10 protein-coding genes are annotated in these 9,077 nt (G+C 66.1%); 6 read left to right on the plus strand and 4 right to left on the minus strand.

Translation table 11 applies throughout. The features are described from left to right. The first annotated feature begins 95 nt into the window (after positions 1-95). Complete coding sequence (gene soxR / locus GIW57_RS23290; RefSeq protein ID WP_032951587.1) at positions 96-530, plus strand: redox-sensitive transcriptional activator SoxR; 435 nt, start codon at positions 96-98, stop codon at positions 528-530. 37 nt (positions 531-567) lie between these two features. Here the strand turns inward: soxR and GIW57_RS23295 are convergent, their stop codons facing one another. Then, positions 568-1,170 (minus strand): short chain dehydrogenase, encoded by a 603-nt coding sequence (locus GIW57_RS23295; protein WP_089239269.1) that lies wholly within the window; start codon positions 1,168-1,170, stop codon positions 568-570. Between the two features lie 98 nt (positions 1,171-1,268). Between GIW57_RS23295 and GIW57_RS23300 the strand changes: the two genes are divergently transcribed. Further along, a complete protein-coding gene (locus GIW57_RS23300) occupies positions 1,269-2,144 on the plus strand; it encodes a LysR family transcriptional regulator (protein ID WP_236513082.1) in 876 nt (291 codons plus the stop codon). A gap of 106 nt (positions 2,145-2,250) precedes the next feature. Here GIW57_RS23300 and proC read toward each other — a convergent pair whose 3' ends face one another. Beyond that, the gene (gene proC, locus GIW57_RS23305; protein ID WP_100463486.1) at positions 2,251-3,072 is read right to left on the minus strand and encodes a pyrroline-5-carboxylate reductase; all 822 of its coding nucleotides are present in this window, start codon (positions 3,070-3,072) and stop codon (positions 2,251-2,253) included. A gap of 16 nt (positions 3,073-3,088) precedes the next feature. Further along, positions 3,089-3,766, minus strand: coding sequence for a YggS family pyridoxal phosphate-dependent enzyme (locus tag GIW57_RS23310; RefSeq protein ID WP_236513084.1), 678 nt, complete (start codon positions 3,764-3,766; stop codon positions 3,089-3,091). 87 nt (positions 3,767-3,853) lie between these two features. Between GIW57_RS23310 and GIW57_RS23315 the strand changes: the two genes are divergently transcribed. The 3 genes from GIW57_RS23315 (at position 3,854) to GIW57_RS23325 (ending at position 7,260) form a co-directional block, all read left to right on the plus strand. Continuing rightward, positions 3,854-4,891, plus strand: a complete 1,038-nt coding sequence (locus tag GIW57_RS23315; RefSeq protein WP_004147099.1) for a type IV pilus twitching motility protein PilT — start codon at positions 3,854-3,856, stop codon at positions 4,889-4,891. A gap of 79 nt (positions 4,892-4,970) precedes the next feature. Next, the gene (locus GIW57_RS23320) at positions 4,971-6,134 is read left to right on the plus strand and encodes a PilT/PilU family type 4a pilus ATPase (RefSeq protein ID WP_100463489.1); all 1,164 of its coding nucleotides are present in this window, start codon (positions 4,971-4,973) and stop codon (positions 6,132-6,134) included. A gap of 142 nt (positions 6,135-6,276) precedes the next feature. Next, positions 6,277-7,260, plus strand: coding sequence for an aldo/keto reductase (locus GIW57_RS23325; protein ID WP_236513086.1), 984 nt, complete (start codon positions 6,277-6,279; stop codon positions 7,258-7,260). A 49-nt stretch (positions 7,261-7,309) separates the two neighbouring features. Here GIW57_RS23325 and GIW57_RS23330 read toward each other — a convergent pair whose 3' ends face one another. Continuing rightward, complete coding sequence (locus GIW57_RS23330) at positions 7,310-8,209, minus strand: LysR family transcriptional regulator (protein ID WP_236513088.1); 900 nt, start codon at positions 8,207-8,209, stop codon at positions 7,310-7,312. A gap of 424 nt (positions 8,210-8,633) precedes the next feature. Here GIW57_RS23330 and GIW57_RS23335 point away from each other — a divergent pair, with 424 nt between their 5' ends. Next, positions 8,634-8,846: a DUF4287 domain-containing protein gene (locus tag GIW57_RS23335; protein ID WP_100463501.1), complete on the plus strand. Its 213-nt coding sequence runs from the start codon at positions 8,634-8,636 to the stop codon at positions 8,844-8,846. The last annotated feature ends 231 nt before the right edge of the window (positions 8,847-9,077 follow it).

The following is a 9,077-nucleotide window of genomic DNA, read 5'->3' on the forward strand; positions in this document are numbered from 1 at the left end:
GGGCATCGGGTTCCTGCGGGGGGCGGACGGGCCGCGCTTGTCATCTGGCGGCGATGGTAGCAGCATGCCACCTCAACCAAAGTTGAGGTCAATCGATGCTGGCACAGGACATGAGCGTCGGCGATGTCGCCCGCCGCAGTGGCGTAGCGGTTTCTGCGCTGCATTTCTACGAGCGCAAGGGGTTGATCAGCAGCCTGCGCACGTCGGGCAACCAGCGCCGCTACGCCCGCGATGTGCTGCGGCGGCTGGCGGTGATCCGCGTGGCGCAACGCGTGGGCATGCCGCTGGAGGCGGTGGCGCGTGCGTTCGAGAGCCTGCCGCAGGGGCGGGCGCCGACCAAGGCCGACTGGGCCAAGCTGTCGGCACGCTGGCAGGTGGAGCTGGAGGAACGCATCCACATGCTGCAGTTGCTGCGCGACGAGCTGACCGGTTGCATCGGCTGCGGCTGCCTGTCACTGAAGCGTTGCCGCCTGGCCAACCCGGATGACGTGCTCGGCGAGCGCGGCGACGGCCCGATGCGCTGGGGCTGACCGTGCTGGTGGGTGCCGCCCCTGGTCGGCACGCTCGTTACCAGACGGTGATCGTTTCGCCGCTCTGGATGCCTTCCACCGCGCGCTGGAAGGCCAGCGCCGCGCGTTGTGCGGTTACTGCTTCAAAGCCGGGGAAGTACGGAGCGTAGGCCTCCATCGATTCCACCAGCACGTTCGGGCTGACCACGTTGATGCGCAGCCCGCGCGGCAGCAGTTCCAGAGCCGCCGCACGCACGAAACCTTCCAGCGCATGGTTGACGGCGGTGGCGTTGGCACCATCGCGGATCGGCTGCGCGCTGACGATGCCACTGGTCAGGGTGATCGAGCCGCCCGCGTTGAGGTGGTGCTGCGCCGCCAGCGCAAGACGCACCTGGCCGAGCAGTTTGTCCTGCAGGCCAACGTTGAACTGTTCGGGTGTCATCTGCTGCAGGGGGCCGAAATGCAGCTTGCCGGTGGTGGAGATCACTGCATCGACAGGGCCGGTCTGCGCGAACAGCTCGCGCACGCTGGCGTCGTCGGTGAGGTCCACGCGCAGGCTGCCGCTGCGGCGGCCGGCTGCGAGGATGTCGTGCTGCTGGCCCAGGTGGCGGGCAACGGCCTGGCCGAGGGTGCCGCTGGCACCGACGAGAAGAATCTTCATGACAGCTCCTTGCGAGAGGGGGTGGACGCAGTCTGCGCCGTCGCCGGCTGGTTTGGTAAGGAGCGTATGATTCGCATATTCCTAACCATGGGTTTGCAATGGACACCTTGCGCTGCATGCAGGCCTTCGTCGCCGTGGCCGAGCACGGCAGTTTTTCCGCTGCGGCCAGCCAGCTGCAGGTCTCGGCGGTGATGGTCGGCAAGTACATCCAGCAGCTGGAAGCGCACCTGGGCACCGCGCTGCTGCAACGGAACACCCGGCGCCAACGCCTGACCGAGGCCGGCAATGCCTATCTGGCCGGCTGCCGGCAGGTGCTGGATCAGGTGCAGCAGGCCGAGGCGGACGTGGCCGGGCTGCAGGTGCAGCCACGCGGACTGTTGCGGGTCAGTGCGCCGACCACCTGGGGCAGTTGTGTACTCGCACCGCTGCTGGCCGAGTTGCTGCGGGCACAGCCGCTGCTGAACATCGAGCTTGACCTGAGCAATCGCCGCATCGACCTGATCGAGGATGGCTTCGATGCAGCGATCCGCGTCGGTCCGCTGCCGTCGCAGGAACTGGTCGCGCGGCCGCTGCCGCCGTACGCGATGAGCCTGTGCGCATCACCGTCGTACCTGCGCCGCCGCGGCACGCCGCGCACGCCTGCCGATCTTGAAGGACATGATTGCCTGAGCCATCTGGCCTGGCGCGGTGGTCACGGTTGGCAGTTGGCCAACGGCGAACAGGTGGACTGGGAAGCGCGGCTGACCAGCAATGACGGTTACGCGCTGCGCGAAGCAGCCGTGGCGGGTGCGGGCCTGGTGCTGCAGCCGACTGCGTTGCTTGCCGGTGAAATCGCGGCAGGACGATTGAAGCCCCTGCTGCGCGACCATCTGCCCGAGCCACGGCCGATGCATCTGATCTATCTGCCCGATCGTCGCCCTCGACCGCGGCTGCAGTGTTTCGTCGATTTCGTCATGGCCAAGCTGGGCACGTAGATCCACACATGGCGTGGACGGCACTCGGCGGATATGCATGACCGCAAATGCATCCACGCCATGCGTGGATGACGGTGGGTGCCGACCGTTGGTCGGCACACCTGTTTCAATCATTGGCCGCTGACAATTCCTGCCCACGCACCTGCGCTGCACGCAGTGCCTTTTCCACCAACGCTTCAAACCCGCCGGCCTGGAAGCTCTCGATCGCCGCCTGCGTGGTGCCGTTGGGTGAGGTCACCCGGCGACGCAGTTCGGCGGGGCTTTCACCCGCTTCATCCAGCATGCGCGAGGCGCCCAGCAGCGTCTGCACCACCAGCGTGCGCGCTGCCTCTGCAGGCAGGCCCTGTGCGATACCCGCCGCTTCCATCGCTTCGGCCAGCAGGAACACATAGGCCGGGCCACTACCGGATACGGCGGTGACCGAATCCATCTGCGCTTCGTCGTCGATCCACACCGTGCGTCCCGCGCTGGCCAGAACGCGTTCGGCCTGCGCATGCTGCTGCGCATCCACCGACGGCGTTGCATACAGGCCGGTGACCCCGGCACCGAGCAGGGCGGGGGTGTTGGGCATCGCGCGCACCACCGGCAGCGAGCCACCCAGCCAGCGCTGCAGCTGCGGGCTGGTGATGCCGGCGGCGATCGAGATCACCAAGGGCTTCTGCGCCTGCGCCAGTACCTGCAGTGACTGGCAGACATCGCGCAGCACCTGCGGTTTCACTGCCAGCAGCCACGTATCGCCGTGTGCCGCCGCATCGGCCGCGTTGTCATGGGTCTGCACGCCGAAATCGGCAGCGAGTGCCTCCCGCAGTCCGGCCACCGGTTCGGCCACGTGGATGTGCGTGGCCGGCACGCCCTGCCGGATCAGGCCGGCGATCAGGCTGCGGGCCATGTTGCCGCCGCCGATGAAGGTGATGGAATCAGCTGCCATGGGAATCTCCTTGGAATCAGGCCGGGCGCGGACGTGCGCCGAACAGTGCGGTGCCGATGCGCACCAGGGTGGCGCCTTCGGCAATGGCTTCAGCGTAGTCGCTGCTCATGCCCATCGACAGGGTGTCCACCTGCGGATGACGGGCCGCCAGCGCCTCGAAAAGTGTGCGCATGCGCACGAACGCATCGCGTCGGCGCTCGGCCTCGGGCCACGGCGCAGGAATCGCCATCAGGCCGCGCAACCGCAGGTTGGGTTCGGCGGCGATGGCCGCGGCCAGCGCCTCCACGTCCTCCGGCACGCAGCCGTGCTTGCTCGATTCGTCATCGATGTTGACCTGGATGAGCACGTTCAGCGGGCCACGCTCAGCAGGGCGGTAGCGGGCCAGGGCGGTGACCAGCTTGGGCCGGTCCACGCTCTGCACCCAGTCGAAGTGCGTGGCGACCGGCTCGGCCTTGTTCGACTGCAGGTGGCCGATCAGATGCCATTCCAGGCCCAGCTGCTGCAGTTCCTGCATCTTGCCCAGCGCTTCCTGCACGTAGTTCTCGCCGAAGGCGGTCTGGCCCTGCGCGGCAAGGGCCGCGACAGCCTCGGCCGGCTGGGTCTTGGACACCGCCAGCAGGCGCGGCGGTGGCCGCCCGGCGGCATCGGCGGCGTTGTGCAGGTTGCTCAGGATCTGGGGCAGGGGAGTGGCCACGTAACGCGTTCCGTTCAATCAGGAGGCTATACTGCCGCCCGGGGAAAGATCCTTCCAGTCGAAGCCGTTATTGGGGAGTAGCCGCTCATGGATATCGCCGAGCTGTTGGCGTTTTCCGTAAAGAACAAAGCGTCCGACCTGCATCTGTCCGCAGGCCTGCCGCCGATGATCCGCGTGGACGGCGACGTTCGCCGGATCAACATTCCAGCCCTGGACCACAAGCAGGTCCACGCGCTGGTGTACGACATCATGTCTGACAAGCAGCGCCGCGATTACGAGGAATTCCTCGAAGTCGACTTCTCCTTCGAGATCCCGTCGCTGGCGCGCTTCCGTGTCAATGCGTTCAACCAGAACCGTGGCGCCGGTGCGGTGTTCCGTACCATTCCGTCCGAAGTGCTGACCCTGGAAGACCTGGCCTGCCCGCCGCTGTTCCGCGAGGTGATCCAGCAGCCGCAGGGCCTGATCCTGGTGACCGGCCCGACCGGTTCGGGCAAGTCGACCACGCTGGCGGCGATGATCGACTACATCAACAAGAACGAATACGGCCATATCCTCACCGTCGAGGATCCGATCGAATTCGTGCACACCTCGCAGAAGTGCCTGATCAACCAGCGCGAAGTGCATCGCGATACGCACGGCTTCAACGAGGCGCTGCGTTCGGCACTGCGTGAGGACCCGGACATCATCCTGGTCGGCGAACTGCGTGACCTGGAAACCATCCGCCTGGCGCTGACCGCTGCGGAAACCGGCCACTTGGTATTCGGCACCCTGCACACCAGTTCGGCGGCCAAGACCATCGACCGCATCATCGACGTGTTCCCGGCCGGCGAAAAGCCGATGGTGCGCTCGATGCTGTCCGAATCACTGCGCGCGGTCATTTCGCAGGCGCTGCTGAAGAAGGTCGGTGGCGGTCGTACCGCTGCGTGGGAAATCATGGTCGGCACCCCGGCCATCCGCAACCTGATCCGCGAGGACAAGGTGGCGCAGATGTATTCGGCCATCCAGACCGGCCAGCAGTACGGCATGATGACCCTGGACCAGCACCTGCAGGACCTGGTCAAGCGCAGCCTGATCACCCGCAACCAGGCCCGCGAATACGCCAAGGACAAGCGTCTGTTCGAGTAAGGCGGGGCAATGGCGGGGCAGGGCGCAGCACTACGCCGCCGGCCCCGCGCTGTTTCCTCCACCGACCGATTCCTGGTACATGCCCCATTGGGAGCCCGCCGTGAACACCACCGCGTCCACCATCGATTTCACTTCGTTCCTCAAGCTGATGGCGCACCAGCGCGCCTCGGACCTGTTCATCACCGCTGGCATGCCGCCGGCGATCAAGGTCAACGGCAAGATCTCGCCGATCACCCAGACCCCGCTGACGCCGCAGCAGAGCCGCGACCTGGTGCTGAACGTGATGACGCCGGCGCAGCGCGAGGAATTTGAAAAGACCCACGAATGCAACTTCGCCATCGGCCTGTCCGGTGTCGGCCGCTTCCGTGTGAGCTGCTTCTACCAGCGCAACCAGGTCGGCATGGTGCTGCGTCGCATCGAGACGCGCATCCCGACCGTGGAAGAACTGAGCCTGCCGCCGATCATCAAGACGCTGGCGATGACCAAGCGCGGCATCATCCTGTTCGTCGGCGCTACCGGTACCGGTAAATCCACATCGCTGGCAGCGATGATCGGCTACCGCAACCAGAATTCGACCGGGCACATCATCACCATCGAAGACCCGATCGAATTCGTGCACAAGCACGAGGGCTGCATCATCACCCAGCGCGAAGTCGGCATCGATACCGACAGCTGGGAAGCCGCGCTGAAGAACACCCTGCGCCAGGCACCGGACGTGATCATGATCGGCGAGGTGCGTACCCGTGAGGGCATGGATCACGCCATCGCCTTCGCCGAAACCGGTCACCTGGTGCTGTGCACGCTGCACGCCAACAACGCCAATCAGGCGATGGACCGCATCGTCAACTTCTTCCCGGAAGATCGCCGCAACCAGCTGCTGATGGATCTGTCGCTGAACCTCAAGGGCGTGGTCGCGCAGCAGTTGATTCCGTCGCCGGATGGCCGCTCGCGCAAGGTCGCGATGGAGATCCTGCTGGGCACGCCGCTGGTGCAGGATTACATCCGCGACGGCGAGATCCACAAGCTGAAGGAGCTGATGAAGGATTCGGTCCAGCTGGGCATGAAGACCTTCGACCAGAGCCTGTTCGAGCTGTACCAGGCCGGTGAGATCAGCTACGAGGACGCACTGCGCTACGCCGATTCGCAGAACGAAGTGCGCCTGCGCATCAAGCTCAGCCAGGGCGGCGATGCCCGCACCCTGTCGCAGGGGCTGGATGGCGTGGAGATTTCAGAGGTTCGGTAACGGTGGCGCCAGCCACCGGCGCCAGTGCGATGGGTGGCTGGACGGTATTCATGAAATCCAGTCATGACCGACTGCCATCCAGGTCGTTCAATTCGCCGCCCCTGCAGGCGTATCGTCATTGCTCCCCTACTGGAGCACGACGATGCAGACACGTGAACTCGGCCGCAGCGGCCTGAAAGTCTCCGCCCTGGGCCTGGGCTGCATGGGCCTGAGCCATGGCTACGGTCCCGCCGTCGAGCAGAGCCAGGGCATCGCCCTGCTGCATGCGGCGGTCGAACGCGGCGTGACCTTCTTCGACACCGCCGAAGTCTACGGGCCGTATACCAACGAAGATCTGCTCGGCAAAGCGCTGGCGCCGCACCGCGACAAGCTGGTGATCGCCACCAAGTTCGGCTTCAAGGACGCCCAGGTCGACACCGGCCTGGACAGTCGCCCGGAGAACATCCGCGCGGTGGCCGAAGCCAGCCTCAAGCGCCTGCGCACGGACCATATCGACCTGTTCTACCAGCACCGTGTAGATCCGAACGTGCCGATCGAGGACGTCGCCGGTACCGTGCGTGACCTGATCGCCGAGGGCAAGGTGCGCCACTTCGGTTTGTCCGAAGCCAGTGCGGCCACGGTGCGTCGCGCCCATGCCGTGCAACCGGTGGCTGCAGTGCAGAGCGAGTACTCGCTGTGGTGGCGCGAGCCGGAGCGCGAACTGCTGCCGGCGCTGCAGGAACTGGGCATCGGCTTCGTCCCGTTCAGTCCGCTGGGTCGCGGTTTCCTGACCGGCGCGATCAACGCCGACACCACCTTCGCCGACAACGATTTCCGCAACACCGTGCCCCGCTTCGAAGTGGAAGCACGCCGCGCCAATCAAGCGCTGGTTGACCGCATCACCACGATCGCGGCGGCGCGGGGGGCCACCCCGGCACAGGTCGCGCTGGCCTGGCTGCTGGCGCAGGCGCCGTGGATCGTGCCGATTCCGGGTACGACCAAGATCCATCGCCTGGAAGAGAACCTGGCCGCCGCCGAACTGCAGCTGTCGCCCGCCGAGCTGGAGCGCATCGCGCAGACGCTGCAGGAGATCGCCATTGTCGGCGAGCGCTACAACGCGCAGCGTGCGGCGCAGGCCAAGGGCTGATCGCAGTGGGTGCGTTCCGTGGTGGGTGCGGACCGTTGGTCCGCACTCCTCAATCCATCATCGGCCCGCGCAGCGCATCAAGCACGGTGCGCATCGCCACGGTGACATGCCGGCGCGACGGGTAGTACGCGTAGTAGCCGTCGAAGTGCGGGCACCAGTCATCCAGTGTTGATTGCAGCCGGCCCTCCTGCAGGGCCGCCTGCACCTGGTCCTCGGGCAGCCAGGCCAGACCACTGCCGGCCAGTGCTGCCGCCCGCGTCATGCCCATGGTGTTGAAGGTCCACTGACCAGAGACGCGGATGCTCAGCTCGTTGCCGCCCTGGCCGAAATCCCACGGCATCAGGCCGCCATGGGTGGGCAGGCGCAGGGTGATGCAGTTGTGCCCGGCCAGATCGTGCGGGTGCACCGGCGCCACGTGCTGGCGGAAGTACGACGGCGCGCCCACCACGCGCATGCGCAGCGGCGGGCTGATCGGCAGCGCCACCATGTCGCGTGCCAGGCGCTCACCGAGACGGATGCCGATGTCGTAGCGCTCGGCGACGATGTCGGCCAGGCCGTAATCGGTGGTCAGCTCGACCTTCAGGTCCGGGTACTGCTGCAGCAGCGGCGCCAGCCTTGGCCAGGCCAGGTATTCGGCGGCGTGGCCGGTGGCATTGATGCGGATGGTACCTGCGGGCCGCTCGCGATATTCGGCCAGCGCGGCCAGTTCGTCTTCGATCTCTGCCAGGCGCGGGGCCAGGGTGTCCAGCAGGCGAGCACCGGCCTCGGTGGTGGCGACGCTGCGGGTGGTGCGGGTCAGCAGGCGCACGCCCAGTCGTTCTTCCAGCCCGCGCATGGCGTGGCTGAGGGCGGACTGGGAGACGCCCAGCTGGGCGGCGGCCTTGGTGAAGCTGCCTTCGCGGGCGACGTGGACGAAGGCTTGCAGGTCGTTGAGGTTTTCACGCGGCATGAGGGGATGATACGGCCGGGCTGCGCCCGGCGCCCGCGGTAGTGCCGGCCGCTGGCTGGCAACCTAAACAGCAACAGCCGAAGCAAGAGCAAAAGCCGAAGCAACAGCAACATCGGTTTCCAGGGTTTGGCAGGATGGGTCCGGTTGCGGGGGACGCCGTGAATACGTCCCTGTAGGCTTGGCCGCGGCATCCATGCCGCGGACACCCCCGCAACCGGACCCACCCCGCCTTCGACAGGAGGCCGCGATCTGTCGGAATGGCATGGCCTGCTCTTGGTGGGTGTCGACCTTGGTCGACACGTGGATCCACGCCATGCGTGGATAGGTGCCGGGCTGTGCCGGTGCTGGTTTGTAAATCCGCTATGTCGATTCGTGGTTCCGTGGTTCGTCGAATGGATACTGTCCAAACAACAGGGAGCAGCACATGAGCACCGACAGCAAACCCAAGGGTCCGGCGTCCTACTTTCCGTCCATCGAAAAGACCTACGGGCAGCCGGTGGCGCATTGGCTCGGCCTGCTGGCCAAACGGCCGGGGCTGAAGCACATGGAACTGGTCAGCTTCCTGAAATCCGAGCATGGGTTGGGCCATGGCCATGCAAACGCCCTGGTCGCCCACCACCTGGCCACCCCGCGCTGATACAACCGCTCCACCGAGCGCAGCGACCCGCTTTTATTTTCTCTTTACGTGGCTGGACGCGCACGGAAATTGTCCAAGGCCGGGCGGGTGGGCTGTGCAGGGGCGTGAGCCGCATGGGCCCGAGGCATGCCTCGGGCGGGTTGGGCAGGACGCTCAACCCCGGTCTTGCCGTGCGCGCGGGATAGCGCGCACGAGCAAGCGGCGACCGAGCTTACATGGACGTACTTGCAG

The sequence above is a fragment of the Stenotrophomonas sp. PA-6-5C genome (assembly GCF_021605635.1).
GTDB lineage: Bacteria > Pseudomonadota > Gammaproteobacteria > Xanthomonadales > Xanthomonadaceae > Stenotrophomonas > Stenotrophomonas lactitubi.